This window comes from Streptomyces sp. NPDC021020, assembly GCF_044333285.1.
In the GTDB taxonomy this organism is placed as follows: domain Bacteria; phylum Actinomycetota; class Actinomycetes; order Streptomycetales; family Streptomycetaceae; genus Actinacidiphila.
The window spans coordinates 419,184-438,376 of the sequence record NZ_JBIRQQ010000001.1; the positions used below are offsets into that span (position 1 = coordinate 419,184).

At 75.3% G+C, this 19,193-nt stretch carries 17 protein-coding genes; 4 read left to right on the forward strand and 13 right to left on the reverse strand.

Annotation, left to right across the window (positions count from 1 at the left end; translation table 11 throughout):
• Positions 1-33 precede the first annotated feature (33 nt).
• From ACH4SL_RS01845 to ACH4SL_RS01855, 3 genes are read right to left on the reverse strand one after another with little or no spacing between them, the layout of a single operon-like run.
• Positions 34-2,217 carry a hypothetical protein gene (locus ACH4SL_RS01845; RefSeq protein WP_398441330.1) on the reverse strand — a complete coding sequence of 728 codons (2,184 nt, stop codon included), beginning with the start codon at positions 2,215-2,217 and terminating at the stop codon, positions 34-36.
• Positions 2,214-2,723: a hypothetical protein gene (locus tag ACH4SL_RS01850; protein WP_398441331.1), complete on the reverse strand. Its 510-nt coding sequence runs from the start codon at positions 2,721-2,723 to the stop codon at positions 2,214-2,216. Before ACH4SL_RS01850 ends, ACH4SL_RS01845 begins: the two co-directional genes overlap by 4 nt.
• On the reverse strand, positions 2,720-3,973 hold the full coding sequence (locus ACH4SL_RS01855; RefSeq protein ID WP_398441332.1) for a hypothetical protein: 1,254 nt from the start codon (positions 3,971-3,973) through the stop codon (positions 2,720-2,722). Before ACH4SL_RS01855 ends, ACH4SL_RS01850 begins: the two co-directional genes overlap by 4 nt.
• Before the next feature lie 335 nt (positions 3,974-4,308).
• Between ACH4SL_RS01855 and ACH4SL_RS01860 the strand changes: the two genes are divergently transcribed.
• Entirely contained in the window at positions 4,309-5,355 is a 1,047-nt protein-coding gene (locus tag ACH4SL_RS01860; RefSeq protein WP_398441333.1) for a Gfo/Idh/MocA family oxidoreductase, read from the forward strand.
• Positions 5,356-5,483: 128 nt separating this feature from the next.
• Here ACH4SL_RS01860 and ACH4SL_RS01865 read toward each other — a convergent pair whose 3' ends face one another.
• From ACH4SL_RS01865 to ACH4SL_RS01895, 7 genes are all read right to left on the reverse strand, one after another.
• A complete protein-coding gene (locus tag ACH4SL_RS01865) occupies positions 5,484-6,155 on the reverse strand; it encodes a response regulator (protein WP_398441334.1) in 672 nt (223 codons plus the stop codon).
• On the reverse strand, positions 6,107-7,195 hold the full coding sequence (locus ACH4SL_RS01870; protein WP_398441335.1) for a sensor histidine kinase: 1,089 nt from the start codon (positions 7,193-7,195) through the stop codon (positions 6,107-6,109). The genes ACH4SL_RS01865 and ACH4SL_RS01870 overlap by 49 nt, the downstream gene beginning before the upstream one ends.
• Before the next feature lie 229 nt (positions 7,196-7,424).
• Positions 7,425-8,783: an FtsX-like permease family protein gene (locus ACH4SL_RS01875; protein ID WP_398441336.1), complete on the reverse strand. Its 1,359-nt coding sequence runs from the start codon at positions 8,781-8,783 to the stop codon at positions 7,425-7,427.
• Positions 8,783-9,517, reverse strand: coding sequence for an ABC transporter ATP-binding protein (locus ACH4SL_RS01880; RefSeq protein WP_398441877.1), 735 nt, complete (start codon positions 9,515-9,517; stop codon positions 8,783-8,785). Before ACH4SL_RS01880 ends, ACH4SL_RS01875 begins: the two co-directional genes overlap by 1 nt.
• Before the next feature lie 192 nt (positions 9,518-9,709).
• Positions 9,710-10,102: a type II toxin-antitoxin system VapC family toxin gene (locus ACH4SL_RS01885; protein WP_398441337.1), complete on the reverse strand. Its 393-nt coding sequence runs from the start codon at positions 10,100-10,102 to the stop codon at positions 9,710-9,712.
• Positions 10,099-10,377 (reverse strand): hypothetical protein, encoded by a 279-nt coding sequence (locus ACH4SL_RS01890; RefSeq protein WP_398441338.1) that lies wholly within the window; start codon positions 10,375-10,377, stop codon positions 10,099-10,101. Before ACH4SL_RS01890 ends, ACH4SL_RS01885 begins: the two co-directional genes overlap by 4 nt.
• A 126-nt stretch (positions 10,378-10,503) precedes the next feature.
• On the reverse strand, positions 10,504-11,310 hold the full coding sequence (locus ACH4SL_RS01895; RefSeq protein ID WP_398441339.1) for a DUF4232 domain-containing protein: 807 nt from the start codon (positions 11,308-11,310) through the stop codon (positions 10,504-10,506).
• 174 nt (positions 11,311-11,484) lie between these two features.
• Here ACH4SL_RS01895 and ACH4SL_RS01900 point away from each other — a divergent pair, with 174 nt between their 5' ends.
• Positions 11,485-12,870 (forward strand): helix-turn-helix domain-containing protein, encoded by a 1,386-nt coding sequence (locus tag ACH4SL_RS01900; RefSeq protein WP_398441340.1) that lies wholly within the window; start codon positions 11,485-11,487, stop codon positions 12,868-12,870.
• 216 nt (positions 12,871-13,086) lie between these two features.
• Here the strand turns inward: ACH4SL_RS01900 and ACH4SL_RS01905 are convergent, their stop codons facing one another.
• Complete coding sequence (locus tag ACH4SL_RS01905; protein WP_398441341.1) at positions 13,087-13,683, reverse strand: TetR/AcrR family transcriptional regulator; 597 nt, start codon at positions 13,681-13,683, stop codon at positions 13,087-13,089.
• Between the two features lie 15 nt (positions 13,684-13,698).
• On the opposite strand from ACH4SL_RS01905, the gene ACH4SL_RS01910 reads away from it, so the two are divergent.
• The gene (locus ACH4SL_RS01910) at positions 13,699-14,511 is read left to right on the forward strand and encodes an alpha/beta hydrolase (RefSeq protein WP_398441342.1); all 813 of its coding nucleotides are present in this window, start codon (positions 13,699-13,701) and stop codon (positions 14,509-14,511) included.
• A gap of 71 nt (positions 14,512-14,582) precedes the next feature.
• Here the strand turns inward: ACH4SL_RS01910 and ACH4SL_RS01915 are convergent, their stop codons facing one another.
• The gene (locus tag ACH4SL_RS01915) at positions 14,583-15,203 is read right to left on the reverse strand and encodes a TetR family transcriptional regulator (protein WP_398441343.1); all 621 of its coding nucleotides are present in this window, start codon (positions 15,201-15,203) and stop codon (positions 14,583-14,585) included.
• Between the two features lie 179 nt (positions 15,204-15,382).
• Positions 15,383-17,116, reverse strand: a complete 1,734-nt coding sequence (locus tag ACH4SL_RS01920; protein WP_398441344.1) for an MFS transporter — start codon at positions 17,114-17,116, stop codon at positions 15,383-15,385.
• Between the two features lie 281 nt (positions 17,117-17,397).
• On the opposite strand from ACH4SL_RS01920, the gene ACH4SL_RS01925 reads away from it, so the two are divergent.
• Positions 17,398-19,185 carry an LCP family protein gene (locus tag ACH4SL_RS01925; RefSeq protein WP_398441346.1) on the forward strand — a complete coding sequence of 596 codons (1,788 nt, stop codon included), beginning with the start codon at positions 17,398-17,400 and terminating at the stop codon, positions 19,183-19,185.
• Positions 19,186-19,193: the final 8 nt, after the last annotated feature.

Genomic DNA, 19,193 nt, shown 5'->3' on the forward strand with positions numbered 1-19,193 from the left:
CCGTACGGCGGTACGGGCCGCGTCCGCGCCCGGTCAGCGGTGCCCGCGCCGGGCCCGTACCCACTCCCGCAGCCGCCGCGGCGCCCGGCGCCACCACGCGGCGGGCTCGGCCGGGGCGGCGTCGACAGCGTGCGGCACCGCCTCCGGCGGGTGGCCCGGCGGCGGCGGTACGGGCGGCGCGGCCACCGCGACAGGCACGGCCGGGACGCTCTCCCGGGCCGAACCGCCCGCCACCGCGGCCGCGTCGGGGCGCGGCAGGGCGTTGACCGTCACCGTGGCCGCGCGGCCGTCCAGCGCGATCTCCACCCCGTCGGCGCCCATCCGGCTGCGGGCCACCCGCTGTTCGCGCACCCTGCCCCCCTGCTCCCAGCGGACCAGCGCCAGCACGGCGGGCTCCGGCCAGCCGAACCGCACCCGGGCGGCACCGGGCCCGGTGCGGCGCACGGTCAGGCCGGTCACCGGGCGCGGCACCTCGATCAGCACGGTCGGGCCGGCCACCGCGAGTCCGCCCAGCACGCTGACCACCGTCATCCGGTTCACCTCGCCCTCGGCGGGCCGCAGCATCACGCGCCGGGCGGCGTCGGGGCCGTCCTCGACGGCCACGTCCGCCTCGGCCCGCGGCAGCCGGTCCAGCAGCGCCGACACGTCCTCGCCGGGCGCGGCCCGCCACGTCCGCCAGGCCACCAGCCGGTCCGCACCCCGGGCGGGCGGCGACCACGCGATCTCCACCCGGCCGTCGTCGAGAACACGGCGTACGCGGACGTCCGGCACCGGTGTCGGCCACTCCTCGGCGCGCGCGGACACCGTACGGCCCCGCGACCACACCAGCGCGCCGTCCGGGGCGCGGTAGCCGGTGCTGACGCGGTACCAGTGGTCGCCGGGCGGCAGCGGGCGGTCGAGCAGGCCGGACTGCCCGCCGGGCACGGGCGGTTCCGTGCCGCGCACCACCTGGACGGCGGCGGCCCGCGGGTGCGCGCGCCAGCTCAGCGCGACGCCGTCCGGCACGGCCTTCCAGGACAGCCGCGCCACCTCCGGAGTGCACAGCAACACCGAGCAGACGTAAGGGAGTTCGACCACCCGGTCGCCGTTCAGCGCCAGCACCGCGTAGCGCAGCAGCACTCCGGTGGGCACGTCCGTGTCCCGCGCGGTCGCGCCGTCGCCGGTCGCGGGCACCTCGACGGCCTGCTCCGGGGCGCCCTCGGGGAAGCGGAAGGCGGCGTAGCGGACCGGGCCGCGGCGCCGCGCAGCGGTGCGGACGGGCTGCCAGTCGAGCGCCACCTCGTCCTCGTCCAGGCGCGCGGTCAGCGGGCCGTCGGCGTGTTCCGTCGCGTCGTCCGGCGCCGCGTCGGCCCTCGCCGCGGCCAGGCCGAGCAGTCCGGCGCGGGCCCGCGGGTCGTCCACCGAGAGCCGCGCGGCGCCCAGCCAGGCGGTGCCCGCCGACTCCAGCGCGCCCGCCCGCCCGCGCTCCGCCGCCGCGCCGACCAGCGCGTCCACCTCGGCCGTACGGCGGCGCAGGTCGGCCAGCGCGTCGGCGAGCACCGGGTCGGTGTCCGCGCCCGCGTCGCCGTCGCGCAGCACCCTCGCCAGCTCCGCGGCCCGGTGCAGCCGGCGCTCCCGTACGACGTCGGGGAACGTCTCGGCCGCCTCCCGGACCGGTCCGGGCGCCGGGAAGCCGGCCGCGACCGTCGCGGCCAGCAGCGCCGACTCCGCGGGATCCACGCCGAGTTGCTCGGCCGCCGCGGCGGTCGGGCCGCCGGGTTCGTCCGCGAGCAGGCAGGACAGCTGGTAGAGCACCACCCGGCGCAGGTGCATGGCGTCGCCCGCGGTGTGGCGGCGCAGCCACGCCAGCACCGACCTGATCGCGTCGGCCCGCGGCTCCGCACTGGCCTCCCAGCGCTTGCGGCAGTCGTTGACGAAGGCCGCGTCGACCCGCAGCCAGTGCCCGCCGCGCCCGGAGATCCACAGCCCGTCGAGCACCCGGAAGGTCGGCCCCTGCGCGGCCGCACCGGCCATCGGCGGCAACTGCCCCACCTGCGGGGCCCGCAGCATCGGGTCGACCGCGTGCCGGAACCCCAGCGCACCGAGCCGCTGCCCGAGGCTGCCGAACCCGGCCAGCGCGGGGAACGCGGGCATCCGCGGCCCGGACGGCGGCGCGCCCGCGGGCGAGGTCGCGGCGGTGGTGTCCGGCCCGTCCGGTCCGCTCTCCGCCGCGCTCATCGGGGCGTTGTGTAGAAGTAGACCCACACCTTCGCGGTGTTCGACGCGGCCTGGAGGTTGAGGAAGTCCTCGGTCGCCGTGTTGCGGTCGAACATGTGCGGGCGGGCGGTGTGGAGGAGGCCGTTGACGCGGCGCGCGTACGCCGTGCCGTTCTGGGTGCCGCCGAACGTGAGGACGAAGGCGGCCTGTTGGGTGGCGTGCGCGGCGGTCGCGTTCTTGATCTGGCGGACCAGCGCGGCGTTGTCCGTGCCGGAGACCCGGAATTCGAAGCGGCCCTTCATCACCGAGCGCGGGCCGGCGGGCGTGCCGGTCGGCTTCGGCGTCGCGGTGTGCGTCGGCGAGGGGTGCGGTATCGGGCGCCGGTCGGCCAGCGGGTCGGCCTGGTCGCCCATCGCGACCAGGGCGAGGACGAGCAGGAAGTCCGCGAAGAGCCAGCCGGCGAGGGCGAGCGGGCCCAGCCGCGCCCGACGGGCGCTGCGCCGGCGCGGTGCGGGCAGCCGGGTCACCCGTTCGCCCCCGCGCCGTGGGGCGCGGCGTCGGAGGGCTGCGCCGAGCCGGACAGCACCCGGATCCCGGCGTCGAGCCGGGCCGCGGCGTCCAGCCAGTGCGCTGCCGCCGCGTCCCACTGCTCGGACGCCTTGCGCATGTCCTCGACGGCCTCGCCGGTGCGGTCCGCGCTGCGGACCATGGACTGCGACGCCTGCTGGGACGCCTTGAGCGCCTGGTCCGACAGCCCGACCAGCTGCTGCTGCGCCGCGGACAGGTCCTTGAGGGCGGTGTCGACGACGAGGGCCGCCCGCTCGATGCGGTCGGCGACCTCGCGTACCGCCGTGACGTTGTCCTGCCCGGTGCGGGTGGTGTGCTCCTGTGCGGTGCGGACGGCGTCGGCGCCGTTCGTCACCGCCTGCTCGATCCGGCCGGCCACGGCGCCGAGTGCCGGAACCTCCGTTGCCAGCCGGTCGGTTGCGGCCGTCATGCCCTGCGCCGCCAGCTCGGTGGACTCGGCGGCCTGCACCAGCTTGGCGTGTGTCTTGTTCGCCCGGTCCGTCAGCGACCTCAACTGCCCCGCCGCCTTGCCGAGTTCGGCGGTGAAGCGCTGAGGAGAGGCGGTCCGGTGCGCCGCCAGCACGAGTTGGGTACGGGTGAGCACGGACGTCAGGCGGCCGACGACCAGAACGCCCTCGGCCTCTTGCGCGGCCTGCTCGTTCTCCGCGCGGGTCCGCGCCCAGGCGTGCCACACCGCGAGCAGCAGCAGGACGCCGATGAAGCCGACCGCCGTGAGCGCGACGCTGTCGAACCGCTCGTACGACGACAGGTGGCCGTCGAAGCCGGACTGCCACAGCTGGAGGAACGGCCGGGACGCCTCCTTCGGATCGTCCTTCGCCAGCTCGCCGTAGGCCCCGCTGGCGAGCCGCAGTCCTGCCCAGGTGACCAGCAGCGGCACGAAGACCATCACGCCGAGCGCCGCCTCCAGCGGGGCCTCCCGCACCTTGCGGACCCACCCCCACACGCGCTTCCCGGCGGCGCCGGACGCGCGCGGCCGGGGGGCCGCGGCGGGCACCGGCTCCAGCAGCTCCGGGCGGACGAACGCCTGGAGGAGATCCAGCTCGGCCCAGACCTCCAGATCCCTGCCGTGCTGGAGGTCGTCGGCGAGTGCCTGTAACTCCCGCTTGCGGCCCTCCAGTTGCGGCTGATCGGCCAAGGACCTCAACTCGCGCGCCAGCTCCGCGGAGTCCACCAACGCCGAAAGCGGCACAGCCCCACTCCCCCTGTTTCCCGTCCTGCGGTCCTTCGTCCCAACCCCCGGGGAGCAGCACTCCCCGTCCCCACCCCCGGGGAGCAGCACTCCACCACGTTTCGCACCCGGGGGCAGCGGAGTGTCCAAGTCGTGACCACCGCGACGGACCGCGGCAGGCGCCGTGCCGTATTTCATGCGAAAAAATAGCGACCGGCGCGTTTCGTTGACTTCGTCCGCTTCGGGCGCGCAGGCTGGCCCGCGTTGCCCCGGATCGCCTGGGGCCGCGCCACCGCCGGGTTCGACGGAACACCGTCCCCGCGGTGGCGGAACGCTACGGAAGGTTGTTGCCGGACATGCCGGAGATGCTGCACACGTTGGTCGTCGGCCTGGGCCGGGCGGGGGCGGGCCTGCACCTGCCGGTCCTCGCCAAGGCCCGGGAGCGGCAGCCGCGGTGGTTCGCGCCCGAACCCGCGGTCGTCTTCGACCACGACGCCGCGGCCCGCGCCCGGCACACCGCGGAGGGCGTGCGCACGGTGGACTCACTCGCGCAGGCCGGGCGGGTGCTGGACCCCGGGCGTACGGTCGTGCACGTCTGCACGCCGCCGGTCGCGCGGGTCGAGCTGATCGAGGAGCTGCTCGCGCTGGGCTTCCGCAGGCTGCTGGTGGAAAAGCCGCTCGCCTCCGGGCCGCGCGACCTCGCCCGGCTGCGGGAGCTGCTGCGCGGGCCGGGCGTGCAAGTGGACGTCGTCGCACCGTGGTTGGCCAGTACGCTCACCGACCGGCTGACCGTGCTCGCCCGGGAGCGGTCCGCGCTGGGCACGCTGCGGCAGATCTCCGTCGTCCAGAACAAGCCGCGCTTCCGGCGCTCGCTGGCCACCTCCGGGCACCCGACCGCCTTCGACGTCGAGATCCCGCACGCGGTGGGCGTGCTGCTGCAACTCGCCGGGGACGCCGACGTGGCGGGCGCCATCTGCACCGACCTGGACGTCAACGGGCGGCGGCTGCCCCGGCTCGGCGGCGCGACCCTGCGCCTGGCGCACCACGGGGGAGTCCGCAGCGTCATTCGCTCCGACCTCACCTCGCCCGTGCGCGAGCGCCGGATCACGCTGCGCTTCGACCACGGCACCGCGATCGGCCACTACCCCGCCGAGGCCTCCGACCACTACGCCCAACTGCGCCTGCTGATCCGGGACGTGCCGCCCGAGCCGCGCGCGGTCTTCCACGACGACGCGCTGACGGAGTTCATGCTGCGCGCCTACGCCGACTTCGCCGCCGGGGGGCCGGGCGCCGCCGCCTTCGAGGAGCACGCCCGGGTGGTGGGGCTGCTGGGCGAGGCCAAGGAGCTGGCCTTCCCGCTCGAAGCGCGTGAGACGCGGGGGGAGTTGGCCGGGGTGAGCTGAGCCCCGCGCCGACCGTCGCCGCGGTCCCGCTCAGGACGGGACCCGTACGGTCCCGCTCAGGACGGCTCGTACGGCCCCGCTCAGGACGGCTCGTACGGCCCCGCTCAGGACGGCTCGTACGGCCCCGCTCAGGACGGGGTCCCCGGGCCCCCGCCCTCCGTCCGCAGGTATTCGAGCACCGCGAGCACCCGGCGGTTGTCGTCCGGCGCGGTCGGCAGATCCAGCTTCGCGAAGATGCTGTTGATGTGCTTGCTCACGGCGTTCTCGGTGACGACCAGGGCCGCGGCGACGCCCGCGTTGGAGCGGCCCTGCGCCATCAGCGACAGCACCTCGCGCTCGCGCGGGGTGAGCCGGGACATCGGGCCCGTGCCCCCCAGCCGGGAGACCATCGCCGAGACGACCTTCGGGTCGAGCACGGTCGCGCCCCTGGCCACCTGCCGCACCGTGTCCACGAAGTCCGGGACGTTGCCCACCCGGTCCTTGAGCAGGTAGCCGATCGCGCCCTCGCCCGAGCTGAGCAACTCCCGTGCGTAGAGCTGCTCGACGTACTGGCTGAGCACCACCACCGGCAGCCCCGGGCGGCGTTCGCGCGCGGCGAGGGCCGCGACCAGGCCCTCGTTGCTGTACGTCGGCGGCATCCGGACGTCCACGACCGCGACGTCCACCTCCGCGCGGGCCAGCGCCTCCGACAGGGCCTCCGGGTCGCCGACCGCGGCCACCACCTCGAAGTCGTGCGCCTCCAGCAGCCGGGTCAGGCCGTCCCGCAAGAGGGCGAGGTCTTCGGCGATGACAACGCGCACGGCACCTCCATCGTGACCCGGGTCGGACCCCCGGGCGGGCTGTCCACAGCGAGCGTGCCGTCGAAGACCTCCAGTCGGCGCGCCACCCCGCTCAGCCCGCTCCCGGCCCCCACGGCCGCGCCGCCGCGGCCGTCGTCGCCGACGACGACCGTCAGCGTACCGGCGCGGTGGACCAGGCCCACCCGCGCGCGGGTCGCGCCCGCGTGCCGGACGACGTTGGCCAGGCACTCGGCCGTCGCGAAATACACCGCGGACTCCACCGGCGCCTCCAGCCGCCCCGGCACGTCCGCCTCGACCGCGACCGGCAGCGCCAGGTCCAGCGCGACCGCCTCCACCGCGCCGACCAGCCCGCGATCGGCCAGCACGGGCGGCTGGATGCCCTCCATGACCGTCCGCAGCTCCGCCAGCGCGGTCAGCGTCGTCGCCCGCGCCTCTTCGAGCAGCGCGGCGACCGCGTCCGGGTCGCGGCGCAGCAGCTCGCTCGCGAGCCCCAGATTCATCGCCAGCGACACCATGCGGGCCTGCGCCCCGTCGTGCAGGTCCCGCTCGATCCGCTTCAACTCCGCTGCCTGGACGTCGAGTACCCCGCTGCGCGTACGGTGCAGGGCCGCCACCCGCTCGGTCAGCTCCTGCTCCCGCGCCGGCGGCAGCCGCTGCAGCCACCACGCGTGCACCACGAGCGCGACGGCCACCACCGGCGTGCTGAAGACGGGCCAGAAGAAGCCCCCGCCGGACAGCGCCCACGACACGATGTCGACGCCCACCCACACGGCGCTCAGGGCCAGTTGGAGCGCGAACGCCCGCCGCCGCCCGCGCGGCTTGCGCAGCGCCCAGCGCAGCCCGTACTGCAGCGCCAGGTTGACGCCGAGCCCGAACCACACCCACCGCGGCCAGAAGTACATCGGCCGCAGCTGCACCCACACCAGCGTGTCGACGACCCCGAGGACGACGGAGGCGACGGCCTGCCACCTCAGGAACACGCCCCAGCCGGGCCAGCGCAACCGCCGCCCCGGCCGGGGAAGTTGAGCCCCCGCGCTCACGCGCCCACCGCCGTGCGCGGGGCGGCTGTGCGGGCTGCCGCTGTCCGTGGGGTCGCCGTGCGGGCTGCCGCCGTGCGCGGGGCCGCCGCACGAACAGCCGTTACGCGCAGGGCCGCCGTACGAACAGTCGTTACGCGCGGTGCCGCCGTACGAACCGCCGCCGTCCGCCGGTTCGCCGTACGAACCGCCGGGCCGCTCGTCCCGCACCCCGCGGCGCGGATCGCCGCGCTCACGCCGCAACCGCCGTCCGCAGGGCCACCGTTGCGGGCGCCCGGCCCGCGCGGCGGGTGGCGGCGAGGGCCGCGCCCAGCGCGAGCAGGGCCACCGCGGCGATCACCGCCGCGTGGATGCCGAGCGCCGCGCCCGGCAGGACGTCGCCCGTCACGGCCAGGCTGTACGGCACCGCGGACGCCGCCGCCGCGACCGTCCCGAACAGCAGTCCCGTCACCAGCGTCAGCGCCGTCTCGGCGGCTACCTGCCGCAGCACCTGCGGCTGCGTCGCGCCCGCCAGCCTCAGCTGCGCGAACTCGCCCTGCCGGGCGGCCGTTTCGGCCACCACCAGATTCACCAGCATCACCGCGGCGAAGACCGCGAGCATGCCGACGACGACGTAGTTGAGCGTCGCCGTGCCCTTGTCGTCCGCGGACAGGTGCGGGTGCGCGGAATTCCACACCGACTGCATCGCGAGCGTGCCCGTGGAGATCGCCGTGCACAGCACGATCGGCATCACCGCGGTCGCCGCCCGCTGGAAGCGCTGCCGCACCGCCAGCACGCCCAGCCGCCCCGAGGCCCCGAACGCGCCCAGCAGCGGGGCCAGGGCCGCCGTCACCGCGCGCAGCAGGACGGGCGCGAGCAGCGCGAAGCCCAGCGCGGACAGCACCGCGCCCTCGCCCGCGACCGACTGCGACTCGATCTTCGAGCCGTCCAGCGCGGTCGCCGTGACCACCGCGCAGCTCGCCCCGCCGACCACCAGCAGCGCGCCCGCGACCAGCCGGAAGCGGCTGGTGCGGCGCCCGCCCGCGGCCGCCTGCCGGTGCGCCTCCACGGCCCTGCGGCGGGCCGCCCGCCGCGCCGTGCCGAACGACGCCGCGAGCGCCGCCAGCAGGCTGCCGCCCGCCCCGACCGCGAGCGCCGACGCGCCGAACCGGAAGCCCACCGCGTCGCCGACCTGGCCGGTGTCCTGGAGCAGGTGCAGCAGCGTCCAGCCGCCGCCGTAGCCGACCGGCAGCGCGAGCAACACCCCGGCCAGCCCGACCAGGGCCGTCTCGCCGACGACCAGCCGTACGGTCTGCGCGGGTGTGGCGCCCAGCGAGCGCAGCAGCGCCAGCTCGCCTGCCCGCTGCCGGGCCGCCACCGCGAGCGTCGTGGCCACGGCGGAGGCGACCACGAGCACGCCCCAGCCGCCGACGACCGAGGCCATGATCGTGAGGGTGTTCCGGTCCGTGCCCGTGACGTGCGGGCCGCCCGCGGTGTCCAGCAGTGCGGCGAAGGACATCAGGATCGCCGCGCCCAGGAAGACCGCGAGGAAGGCGGCGAGGAAGCTGCCGCGCCGGTGGCGTACCGACGCGCGGGCGAGTCCGGCGGCCATCACGCGGCCTCCTTCCGGAGAGCCACGGTGTCCAGCGCGGCCATCCGGCGCGCGGTCTCGGCCGCGTCCGGGGCGCGCAGCTCGTCGACGAGCCGGCCGTCGGCGAGGAAGAGGACGGTGTCGGCGAAGGCCGCCGCCACCGGGTCGTGCGTGACCATGACGACCGTCTGCCCGAAGGCGTCCGCGCTCTCGCGCAGCAGCGCCAGCACCTGCCGGCTGCTCACCGTGTCCAGCGCGCCGGTCGGCTCGTCCGCGAACAGCACCGCGGGCCGGGTGACCAGCGCCCGCGCGATCGCCACCCGCTGCTGCTGCCCGCCGGACAGCTCCGCGGGCCGCCGCTCGGCCAGGTCCGCGATGCCCAGCCGTTCCAGCACCGCCGCCGCCTCCGCTCCGGCCCGGCGGCCGCGCCGCCCGGCGAGCGCCTGCGGCAGCAGCACGTTCTGCCGCACGGTGAGGTACGGCACGAGGTTGTAGTGCTGGAAGACGAACCCGATCCGCGACCGCCGGAAGCGCGTCAGCTCCGACTCCCCGCCCCCGGGCAGCTCCACGCCGCCGACCAGCACCCGCCCCGCCGTCGGCCGGTCCAGCCCCGCCGCGCACTGGAGCAGCGTGCTCTTCCCCGACCCCGACGGCCCCATCACCGCCGTGAACGTCCCCGCCCCGAGCGCGAGCGACACCCCGTCCAGCGCGACGACGTCCTCCCCACCCCCGTACACCTTGCCGACCCCCACCATCCGCAGCGCCTCCCCGGCGCCACCCCGCGTCCCGTCCACTGCCCCGCCCTTCCGCCGTCCGTCCGTTATCCGACACCGACGACGCTACGGATCCCCCGCGGGGCGCGACATGCAGCCAGTATCCGCATCCCGCCCTACAGAAAACCCCACCCCAAAGGTGTCCCTCCCTGCGGGGCTGGGCTGCCGCGGGCGTCAGATCTTGAGTACGCGGACGGCCCGGCCGCAGAGCGTCGAGAGGTCCTCGGGGTCCGAGGTGAGAACGGTGACCGGGGAGGGGGAGGACAGGGCGGTGGCGGCCACGAGGGCGTCGAGGGCGTACTTGTGGCCGTGCAGACCGGCCGCGGCGAGCAGCTTGCTCGCGTGGCGGGCGACGGCCTCGGTGGGCGGGACGACGTTGACGCGGGAGACGGCGTAGTCGAAGCGGGCCTGGTGGGTTCTCGGGTCGCGGGCTTCGACGAGGGTGACGGAGCTGGTGACGACCCGGACGTCCTCGGCCTCTGCCGCCGCCAGCCATTCCGTGAGGTCGGGTGTGCGGCGTACGAGTCGGGACAGGGCCTCGCAGTCGAGGACGAGGGTGCCGCTCACGCGGCGTCGGCCGAGCCCGCGTCGTCCGCGCGCAGGAGGGCCCGTTTGGCCTCGACCGATGCCTGGTCCACCGGACCGTGCTCCGCCTCGGCGTCCTCGATGAGCTCGCGCAGGCGGTCCCGTTCGAGCTGGCGCTGGATGAGCGCTTCGACGTAGGCGGACATGCCGCGCTTGCCGGTACGTGCCTTCAACGCGGCAATGGTGCCTTCGTGAAGGGAGACGGAGACCGGGCGGACGGGGCCTTCGCCGGGGGCGGGCTCGGGGGTGGTGGCCATGGCGCCAGATTAACAAACTTCTTGATAAAGGGACCGGGTGGCAGCCCGGAAGGCCCCTGCCGGATGGTTTCCGACCTGGGCCTCGGGGCTTCGGGGCGCTACGACTTCGGTGCGGGGGAGCCGGGGTCAGGACTGGTAGTCGGCGGACTGCATGGAGGTGACGGCGTCGGCGACGGTGGTGCGGTAGAGGCCGAGCTTGGGGTGGAGGACGGAGGTGGTGGCGGGGAGGGGGAAGTTGAGGGTGGCGGCGTTGGGCATGTGGTCGCCGTCCGGGAGGACGTTCAGCTCGTCGATGCCGGGGACGGTGCCGGTGGTCGCGCCGCTCGGGTCGAGGTCGATGACGGCGTAGGTGGTGGTGCCCGCGTACACGGGGTACGCCGGGGCGCCGCCGAGGCCGCTGGGGATCATCGGGTGGACGGCCTTCTCGCCGTTCGGGGCCTTCGCGTTGTCGAGGTAGACGAGCGGGTAGTAGCTGAGGCCGCAGGAGCGCGACCCGGTGTTGCGCACCGCGATGACGCGCTGGGACGGCGCCCCCGAGCGGCCCGTCACATGCACCGAGAGCTGCTGCGGCGTGCAGGGGTGCGTGAACGCGTAGCTGTCGCTGGTCGCGTCGCCGCCGCCCTTGGAGCCGCTGCCCTTCGAGGTGCCGCTCTTGGAGTCGCCGCCCTTCGCGCTGCTGCTCTTCGCCCCGTCGCCCTTCGACGTGGCGGCCTTGCCGTCGTCGTCGCCGGGGGCGGCGGACTTCGGGGCGTCCGGGGCCGTGGACGCGGTGTCCGCGGCGGGCGCCGCGGGGCTCGACGCCGTCGCGGACGGGGCCGCGCCGGTGTCGTCCGACTGGCACGCCGTGAGCGTGAGCGCGCCGAGGCCGAGGGCCGCGGCGGACGCGAGCGACGTGAGAGAGACAGAGGACAGGAAAGCGGGCTTCTTCGGCATGGTGGCCGCCCTTCGTGTGGATCGCTGACCGGGTTGCGTCACCACCGTCGGGCGTGGCCCGTCCCGTACGCCACAATCTCGCGACAGTCCGGGACGCTGGGACGTTCCAGCCCCCCTGAGCTGCGATGATGTCCTCACCTGGAACGCCGTTCCGGGACGGGGAGGGGCTGGGGAATGACCACGCACGTCGAGGAATTCGCGGGGCGGCTGCGCGAGCTGAAGGAACGCTCGGGGCGCAGTTACGGCCAGCTCGCCACCCGGCTGCACCTCAGCACCTCCACTCTGCACCGCTACTGCAACGGCGCGGCCGTACCCGTCGACTACGCCCCCGTCGAGCGCTTTGCCCGGCTTTGCGGTGCGACGCCCGAGGAAGTGCTCACACTCCACCGCTGCTGGGTGCTCGCGGACGCAACACGCCGCGAAACCGACCGACCGGGGGAGGCGCGGGCCGCGGCCTTGACGGAACCGGAACCGGAGCCGGAGCCGGGGGAGGCGGCGGTGGCGGCGGCCGTACCCATAGCCGAGCCCGAGCCCGAGCCCGAGCCCGAGCCCGTGCCCGTACGCGAATCCGCACCCGAGCCCGAGCCCGTACCCGATGCCGCGCCACCCGCCAAGGCGCCCGAGCCCGACGTCACCGCCGAGCCCGCCGCCCCGGCGGGCAGGTCACCGCAGCGGGCCCGCCGTACGCTGCTCGTCCTGGGCGCGGTCGCGGCGATCGCCGCCGTCGCCACGCTGCCGGTCGCGCTGCACGGGCACGGCGGCGGCGCCCGCGACGCCGACTCGGCCTCCCCGTCCCCGGCGACGCACAGCCGTACCGCGTCCGCCCCGCCACCGCCGCCGACGTCAGCACCGGCCACCACGACCCCGGCGTCCCCGGCGACCGCGTCCGCGACCCCCACGACGGCGCCGCCCACCTCGCCCGCCCCCTACACGGGCCCGGCGCCCTTCACGGTCGACGTGATGGCCGACAACTGGAGCGCGCAGTGCGGGGCGTGGTTCCGGATGCCGCAGCAGCCCGGCAAGGTGCCCCCGCCGCCGTCGCTGGAGCAGACGAACGCGTGGGCGGCCGCGCTGGGCGGCGTCCCGGCGGGGCACCTGCGGCTGGAGCTGACCGCGCAGACCGGGGTGACGGAGCCGATCGTGCTGCACGCCCTCTACATCCACGTCGTGAGCAGCAAACCGGCGCAGAAGGGCAACGTCTACACCCCCGGCTCCGGCTGCGGCGGCCCCCTCGCCCCGGCGAACTTCGCCGTGGACCTCGACGCGCCGACCCCGCGTACGACCCCGGTCCGGGGGCTGGCCGCCGACGGTACGACGGTGACCCTCAGCAAATTCCCCTTCCGGATCTCCGCGACCGACCCCCAGGTCCTGGACGTGGACGCGACCACCGCCGACCGGGACGTCAGCTGGTACCTGGAGCTGGCGTGGAACAGCGGCGGCCACTCCGGCAAGCTCACCGTCGACGACCACGGCCACCCCTTCCGCACCGTCGGCCTCAAGGGCGACCCGGCCTACTTCTACAACGGCGAGTCGTGGGCGCCCACGACGGCTGACGACTGAGCGCCGCGCGCCCGTCGCGTCCCGGCTGTTCCAGTACGGTGCCGGACATCGGCGTTTCACCGGCGGACGGCACGGCTGAGGTCATCCCGCCGCCGGGCGGCCGGCCCGCGGCAAGCGGTACGACCTGCTCATCGACGCGTTCGGCGACGAGCCGGCCCGGCGCCGGTTGCGCCGCGGGCGCGGCTGAGCCGGATCCGTCCGCCGCCCGAACACCCGTCAGGCGAAGCCCCGTTCGAGCGCGTCCAGCGCCGCCCCGACCGACGCCCGTACGTCGTGCGCGACGCGCCCCGGCGGGTGGTCCGCGAGCAGGCCGGACTGGACGACGTCGTGCCGCAGCGCCAGCGTGCCCGTCGCCAGGGCCGCCCACGCCGTCGATCCGGCCGCCGCGGCGAGCGGGCGGCACCACGCCAGCGTGAGGGCGGCCCGCCGTACGGTCAGGGTCGGCGAGTCGTGCTCGCACCGCGCCCACACCCGCATCGCCTCCCACGTCCGCGCGTCGACCGTGTCCCAGCGGAAGGGGCCGGCGAGCAGCGGGCCGTCGAGGGCGAGCGGGCGCAGGGCGGCGGTGGCGGCGGCCGGGGGGAGGCCGCGCACTGTCGTGACGAGGTGGTCGAGGACCGCGGGCTCGGCGTCGAAGAACAACTCGTCCTTCGCGCCGAAGTAGTTCGTCACCGTCTTGACGGACACCCCGGCGGCGTCCGCGACCTGGGCCAGCGTGACGTTCTCGAAGCCCTGCCGCTCGAAGAGCCGGGTGGCCTCGTCCGAGATCCGCTGCCGGGTCTCCGCGTGCTTGCGCTCCCTCAAACCTGCCATGGTAGAAATATTATCATGATGGAAATTTTCACGACGGAGCTGGTCGAAGGCTCCTTCCACGCCGCGTCGGCCAGCCGGGACGTGGACTTCCGCGTCCTCGCCCCCGCCGACCGCGCCCCCGGCGAGCGGCTGCCGCTCGTCCTGCACCTGCACGGGGCGATGTCCTCGGCGGCGTCCCTGGAGCAGGCGCGTCCGCTCTACGACGAGGCGATCGCCCGTGGCGCCTTCCCCCGCGCGGTCGTCGCGTGCGCGAGCACCCCGACGCGCGGCGGCTTCTACGTCGACGGGCCCGGCGGGCGCTGGGAGGCGGTCGTCGGGGCGGACTTCCCCGCCCATCTCGCCGCGCGCTTCGGCCCGTTGGGCCCGACCGCGCTGATCGGCGCGTCGATGGGCGGCTACGGAGCGCTCAAGCTGGCCTTCGCGGAGCCGGAGCGCTACGCGGCCGTGGCCGCGCTCTCGCCCGTCGTCTTCCCCGGCGAGACGCCGGACGGCGTTCCGGCCCGCGCCCTTCCGTCGCTGCTCGGTGAGCTGCACGAGGCGATGTCGCTGGGCAGCGGCGACCCGGCCACGTACGCGGCCAACAGCGTGTACGGCAGGGCGCGCGCCCACGCGGACCGCATCCGCGCCGCCCGGCTGCCCGTCCTCGTCGACTGCGGCGGGGCGGACGAATTCCGGCTGTACGAGGGGGCGGAATACCTGCACGGGGTGCTGGACGGCCTCGCGGTGGAGCACACCTACCGGCTGGTGCCGGGTGCGGGGCACGTCGGACCCGAGTCGGCGGCGCGGACGGCGGACGCGATCGCCTTCGTGGGGCGGGCGTTGGGCTGAGGGGTGGGTGCGATCGGCTTCGTGGGAGGGGAGTTGGGCCAAGGGGCGCGGGGCGGGCCGCGGGTGCGGGGTCAGCCGGCCAGGTAGGCCTGGACGGCGCGGCCGATGCGGGCGACGACGTCGTCCAACGGGGCGTCGCACAGCGGCGGGATCCGGTAGACGTAGCGCACGAGCGCCGCGCCGATGAGCTGCGAACCGGCGAGCTCGGCGCGCAACTCCGCGTCGTCGCCGTCGAGCAGCGCGCCGACGCGGGCGATGACCTCGCCCCGTACGAAGTCGCGCAGCACGGTCGCGGCGGCCTCGTTGGAGGCGGCCGAGACGAGCATCGCCTGGAAGGGGTGGCGGCGGGCCGGGTCCTCCCAGATGCCGAAGAAGTACGCGGCGAGCGTGTGCCCGAGGTCGTCCCCGCCGATGCCGGCCTGCTCGGCGGCCAGTACGGCGCCCATGCCTTCGTGCGGCTGCACCGCTCCGTCGAGCACCGCCTTGAACAGGCCGTCCTTGCCGCCGAAATACTGCACGATCAGCGACGGGTCGACGTCCGCCGCGCGCGCGACCGCCCGTACGCTCGTCGCCTCGTAGCCCCGCGCGAAGTGCTCGCGCGCGGCCCGCAGGATGTCCCCGCGGGTGTCGGCGTCGCCGCCCCGGCGGCCGCCCCGGCGGCGGGCCGGGGGCTGCGGGGCGGAGGTGGGCACAGCCGGAAGTATAGGCGGGGGCTCCGCGCCCTCCGGGGCCCGCTCGCCTCGCGAGGCCCCCGCGCCTTCCGGGGCCTGCTCGCTCCCCGAGGCCCCCGCCCCCTCCGGCGCCCCCGCGCGCCCCGCGCCCCCCGCGGGCGAGGTACGGGCGCGCGGCCCGTACCCCCGTCGTCCCCCGGTCATGCCGCCGGGAGGGCCGTGACGTCCCCGCCGCGCACCCGCGGCAGCGCCGCCACCAGCAGGAAGGAGAGGGCGAAGACGCCCACCTGCCAGCCCAGCGCCTGCTGCAGCGAGCGGCTGAAGTCGTGCCGCCGGGCCTGCGGGAGGGCCTCCGCGACCACGGCCCGCTGGACCGCCGCCCGTACGTCCGCGGGGGCGGCCGCCGCCCGGGTGGTCATCCGGGCGCAGCTCGCGGGGGTGGCCGCGGGGTCGGTGGCGTGGGCGCGGTCGGCGAAGCAGGCGGTGAAGCCGGCCAGCACGTCGCGCTGCTGGTCCGCGGTGAGGCGGGCCGCGGTGAGCCGCTGGTGCAGCTCCGGGGTGACGGCGTCGACCGAGCGCTGCGCGTTGCCGCCGAGCAGGCCGAAGAAGATCACGCCCGCCACCGCGATGCCGAGCGCCGCGCCGACCTGCTGCGCGGTGGCCAGTACGCCCGAGGCCGATCCGGCGTCGCGCCGCGGCAGCCCCGCGGTGACGACGCCGGTGACGGGCGCGAGGAAGAGCCCCGCGCCGATGCCGGCGACCGCCAGCGAGGGCAGCAGCTGGTAGCCGTGCAGGCCGGTGCCGGCGGCGTGCAGGGTGAGCAGCACGCCGGTCATGCCGGCGACCAGCAGCGCGGTGCCGAGCGAGAGCGTACGGGTGCCGAGGCGGCGGACGACCGCGCTGGAGCGGGCCGAGGCGAGGGCGACGAAGACGGCGAAGCCGAGCGTGACCGTGCCCGCGCCGACCGCGCTGTAGCCGAAGCCCGCCTGGAGGGTGAGGATGAAGAGGAAGAAGAAGCTCGGGATCCCGGCGAAGAAGACCAGGTTGACGGCCAGGCCCACGCTGAAGGAGCGGCGGGCGAAGAGGCCCGGCCGGATCAGCGGGTCGGAATCCGCGCGCCGCCCGAGCCGCCGCTGCTGCGCCGCGAAGGCGCCGAGCACGGGCACGCTCAGCGCGAGCAGCACCCACGCCCACACCGGCCAGCCCTGGTCGCGCCCCACCACGAGCGGCAGCACCAGCAGGAAGAGCCCGCCGGTCACGAGCAGCGCGCCCGCCAGGTCGAGGCGGCGCCCGCGGTCGCCGTACGTCTCGGGGAGGACGCGCAGCGCCCCGGCGAGCGCGAGGGCGCCGATGGGCAGGTTGAGGTAGAAGATCGCGCGCCAGCCCGTACCGAGGACGTCGGCGGCGATGAGGGCGCCGCCGAGGACGGGTCCCGAGATGGTCGCCAGGCCGATGGCGGCGCCGTACGCGCCGAGCGCCTTCGGGCGGCTCCGCTCGTCGTACAGGCTCTGGATGATGGCCAGGACCTGCGGGAACATCAGGCCCGAGCACATGCCCTGGACGAGCCGCGCGACGACGAGGGTGGTGGCGTCGGGCGCCGCGCCGCACAGTGCGGAGGTGAGGACGAAGCCGAGCATCCCGATGAGGAAGAGGCGGCGCCTGCCGTGGCTGTCGCCGAGCCGGCCGCCGGTGATCAGGGTGCAGGCGAAGGTGAGGCTGTAGCCGGCCAGGACGAGCTGCACGGTGCCGAAGCCGGCGCCGAGGTCGTCCTGGATGGACGGGATCGCGACCGTGACGATCGTGGTGTCGAGCAGCTGCATGAAGACGGCCGAGAGGACCACCACGAGCGCGAGCGCACGGTGGCCGCGCCGGGCGGCGAGCGTGCCGCCGGTGGCGGTGACTGCGCCTCCGGCAGCGGGAGTTGCGGCGGACATAACTAACTCCTCGCGTGTTGAGTTCTTTGTGCCGTGCAGAACTCTACGCCTGTTGAGTTCTCTGTCAACGGCCGCGACGGGACCGGTGCCGGGGGTTTACGGGTAGGGGTGCGGCGGTGCGTGCACCCTCCAACGTGTGCGGAAATGCCCGAAGTTGGGCGCCCATGATCGACCGGCCTACAACTTTCAGCCGCCCAGGACCGTCTGACTGCACGTCGGCGAGCCGCACCGCTCGGCCGGACCAGGGGGGCGAACGCCCATGACACGGAGGATGGTTACGGATGCGCGGGGGCATGGCGGAGGGCGGCAACTCCTGGCCGGAAGACGGCGGTTCGTGGTCGGACGGCGGAACGGGCAGGGATACGGGTGCGGGTACGGGTGCCGCCCCGGACCAGGGCCCCGACTCCTCCGGCGTCCCCGGCCCGCGCCGCCCGGAACCCGCCTCGCACGGCGGCGACCCTCCGCGCGGGAGCGGCCCCGCGCACGGGGGTAGCCCCTCGCACGGCGGCGGCCACCGCCGCGGCGGTGCGCGCGGCCGGAAGAAACCCGTCAGCCGCCGCCGCAAGATCCTCAAGTGGACCGCCATCGGCACCTGCGTCGCCGTACTCGGCACGGCGGGCGCGGCGTTCGGCTACTACGAATACCTCGCGAGCAAGATCCAGAAGGGCGAGCGCGTCAGCGGCAAGAGCACCGTCCAGAAGGCGAAGGCCAACGCCGACGGCACGAGCGCGATGAACATCCTCATCATCGGCTCGGACAACCGCGACGACCCGGAGGACGCCAAGCTCGGCGGCGCGAAGGACGCCAAGGGCGAGCGCGCGGACGTCATCATGATCGCCCATCTGTCCGCAGACCGCAGCAACATGTCGGTCGTGAGCATCCCGCGCGACACCCGGGTGCGGATACCGGAGTGCACCGACCCCAAGACGCACCACGTCTACGCGCCGACCGAGGACATCATCAACGCCTCGCTCAACCGGGGCGGTGCGGGCTGCACGCTCGCGACCGTGCAGAACCTCACCAAGGTCTACATCGACCACTGGATGATGATCCGCTTCCACGGCGTGGTGGACATGGCCAGGGTCGTCGGCGGCGTCGACGTCTGCGTGGAGCACCCCGTCTACGACCACCCGACGCCGAACGCGCCCGGCTCCTCCCACCTGCTGCTGAAGAAGGCGGGCAAGCAGACCATCACCGACCCGAAGATGGCGCTCGCCTGGCTGCGCGCCCGGCATCCCTTCATGGACGACGCGGGTCGCGCCAAGGCCCAGCACATGTACATGAGTTCGCTCATCCGCAAGCTGCGCGCCGAGAACCTCTTCAGCAGCCCGGCCAAGCTCAACGACATCGCCACGGCGGCGATGTCGGCCTTCGTCGTCTCCGAGGAGATCGGCACCCCGAAGAAGCTGTACGACCTGGGGATGCAGCTCAAGACCGTGCCGCCGGACCGCATCACCATGGCGACGATGCCGCACGACGCGGACCCCGAGGCCCCCAAGGCCCACTACATCCCGTCCAAGGACGCCGACACCGTCTGGTCGCTGCTGCGCAACGACACCGCGATGGACTCCAACGGCAAGCCCAAGTCCACCGCGTCACCGACGACTTCGCCCAAGCCGTCCGGCCCGCCCGCGGCCGCCCCGGCGACCGTCGCCGTCACCGTCGTCAACGGCACGGCGGGCAACGCGACGAGCGGGCAGGCCGTCCCGGGCCGGGCGGGCGACATCGCCGACGCCCTCAAGGCCGCGGGCTACACCCAGGCCGACTACGACAAGAAGGCCGCACCCAGCCCCGCGACGACCGTCACCTACCCGTCGAGCGGCGGCGCCCAGGCGAAGGCCGACGCGACGGCGGTCGCGGGCGTCTTCAAGATCCCGGTGAGCGACGTCAGGGCGTCCGCGGACGTCCAGCACATCACCCTCACGATCGGCGCGGACTGGCGCACCGGCACCGACTTCGCCAAGACCGCCCCCAAGGCGGGCGGCATCCCGGACTCCGCCCAGGTGGTCAACGGCGCGGAGGAGGGCTGCATGCCGGTCTACGGGCCGTACATCTACCACGGCAAGTAGGCGCGGAT

What these genes read in the sequence shown, in the direction of transcription:
- ACH4SL_RS01910 (WP_398441342.1), top strand. Translation starts at nt 13,699, where the DNA reads ATGATGGAAATTTTCACGACGGAGCTGGTCGAAGGCTCCTTCCACGCC.
- ACH4SL_RS01880 (WP_398441877.1), bottom strand. Translation starts at nt 9,517, where the DNA reads ATGGTGGGGGTCGGCAAGGTGTACGGGGGTGGGGAGGACGTCGTCGCG.
- ACH4SL_RS01920 (WP_398441344.1), bottom strand. Translation starts at nt 17,116, where the DNA reads ATGTCCGCCGCAACTCCCGCTGCCGGAGGCGCAGTCACCGCCACCGGC.
- ACH4SL_RS01895 (WP_398441339.1), bottom strand. Translation starts at nt 11,310, where the DNA reads ATGCCGAAGAAGCCCGCTTTCCTGTCCTCTGTCTCTCTCACGTCGCTC.
- ACH4SL_RS01900 (WP_398441340.1), top strand. Translation starts at nt 11,485, where the DNA reads ATGACCACGCACGTCGAGGAATTCGCGGGGCGGCTGCGCGAGCTGAAG.
- ACH4SL_RS01925 (WP_398441346.1), top strand. Translation starts at nt 17,398, where the DNA reads ATGCGCGGGGGCATGGCGGAGGGCGGCAACTCCTGGCCGGAAGACGGC.
- ACH4SL_RS01860 (WP_398441333.1), top strand. Translation starts at nt 4,309, where the DNA reads ATGCCGGAGATGCTGCACACGTTGGTCGTCGGCCTGGGCCGGGCGGGG.
- ACH4SL_RS01905 (WP_398441341.1), bottom strand. Translation starts at nt 13,683, where the DNA reads ATGGCAGGTTTGAGGGAGCGCAAGCACGCGGAGACCCGGCAGCGGATC.
- ACH4SL_RS01845 (WP_398441330.1), bottom strand. Translation starts at nt 2,217, where the DNA reads ATGAGCGCGGCGGAGAGCGGACCGGACGGGCCGGACACCACCGCCGCG.
- ACH4SL_RS01875 (WP_398441336.1), bottom strand. Translation starts at nt 8,783, where the DNA reads ATGGCCGCCGGACTCGCCCGCGCGTCGGTACGCCACCGGCGCGGCAGC.
- ACH4SL_RS01890 (WP_398441338.1), bottom strand. Translation starts at nt 10,377, where the DNA reads ATGGCCACCACCCCCGAGCCCGCCCCCGGCGAAGGCCCCGTCCGCCCG.